Genomic DNA, 1,622 nt, shown 5'->3' on the forward strand with positions numbered 1-1,622 from the left:
CTCTAAACTGCAATACGGAGGCACGACCACCATTATTATCACGCATTTATAAAAATTTAAGCCGTGAATCCTAAAATTACTGTACTAAAGAAATTTTTGATGTTAAACTAAATGATTATGTTAATTATTTTTAGATTTGGGGATAAATTATGATGAACTGTGATTTAAGTACTAATTATACATATTATATGTTAGAGGGGCTTAGAGCGCAAATTGCTCCAATACATTTAGGTATAAAAATCCTGAAAGAGGCGTATGAACATGAGTCTCTAGAGGATAATGGGTTTGCAAGAATTATGCATTCTTATTTAACGCTTTGTGAACGCATGACTAGAAAATATGAAAAACCCGAATTTAATATTCTTGAAACAATTATTGATGATAAAACCTATAACATTAATGAAAAAGTTATACTAAAAAAGTCTTTTTGTGAACTAAGGCATTTTCAGAAAATAGGTTTTAAAAAAGAATTACCTAAATTATTAATAGTAGCACCTATGGCAGGGCATCACGCTACTTTACTTAGATCAACCGTACAAGAATTATTACCATATACTGATATTTATATTACAGATTGGACGGAAGCAAGTTTCGTGCCGCTTGAAGCAGGGCGTTTTGATATGGATGATTATATTGATTACGTAATGGAGTTTATCAATTTTATAGGACCTAATGTTCACGCTATGGCAGTTTGCCAACCTACTGTTCCACTGCTTGCCGCCATTAGCTTAATGTCGGAGAGTAATAGCCCGAATGTGCCGAGTTCGATGATTTTGATGGGCGGACCTATTGATGCTAGAAAAAACCCTACAGCAGTTAATGAATTTGCTCAAAGTAAAAGTTTAGAATGGTTCTGCAAAATGGTTACAATGCAGGTGCCGCCAAACTATCCAGGTCATGGAAGAAAAGTATATCCCGGCTTCCTCCAACTTGCCGGTTTTATGAGTTTAAACTTATTCCGTCATATAGATTCACATTTAGAATTATGGCAAAGTTTATTAAATTCTGATTATAACAAAGCCGATCATACTATTAAATTTTATGATGAGTATTTAGCGGGTATGGATATGTCGGCAGAGTTTTACTTACAAACTATAGATGAAGTATTCCAACAATTTTCGTTAGCAAGAGGTAAATTAGTTTCTGAGAAGCGTCCGATTGATTTAAAACATATTACTAAATGTGCTTTACTTGGTATTGAAGGAGAATTAGATGATATTGCAGCGGTAGGGCAAACAAAAGCTGCTTTAAAACTTTGTTCAAATATACCTGAATCAATGAAAAGATACCATTTACAAAAAGGGGCAGGGCATTACGGTATATTTAGCGGAAGTAAATTTAAACAGTTTATAGTACCCATTATCAAAGATTTTATCTATGATTTTGATAAAACTAATTTCAAGCAATCTAAACTTAAGGCAGTATAAAAATAGTTATTGCAAGGAAATTACGTAAGTAATTGATAAAGCAAGGGTAACCCTCCCATTTTTAATCGCAATAGAGAGTAGAAAGTTAAGTTGCGAGAGCTAATTTTTGTATTGGTGTTATACCGCCAATAGCCATATTAGCTGTAGAAGTCAAGATTTAATCTCACAGACATTATAAAAATTATATCTGAATGT

General features: G+C 33.0%; 1 protein-coding gene. It reads left to right on the plus strand.

Annotated elements, in window-relative coordinates; all coding sequences use genetic code 11:
- The first annotated feature begins 149 nt into the window (after window positions 1-149).
- Entirely contained in the window at window positions 150-1,427 is a 1,278-nt protein-coding gene (locus KYQ89_RS05545) for a polyhydroxyalkanoate depolymerase (protein WP_218460756.1), read from the plus strand.
- Window positions 1,428-1,622 lie beyond the last annotated feature (195 nt).

Source organism: Rickettsia sp. TH2014, from assembly GCF_019249195.1.
GTDB lineage: Bacteria > Pseudomonadota > Alphaproteobacteria > Rickettsiales > Rickettsiaceae > Rickettsia > Rickettsia felis.

What these genes read in the sequence shown, in the direction of transcription:
- KYQ89_RS05545 (WP_218460756.1), top strand. Translation starts at nt 150, where the DNA reads ATGATGAACTGTGATTTAAGTACTAATTATACATATTATATGTTAGAG.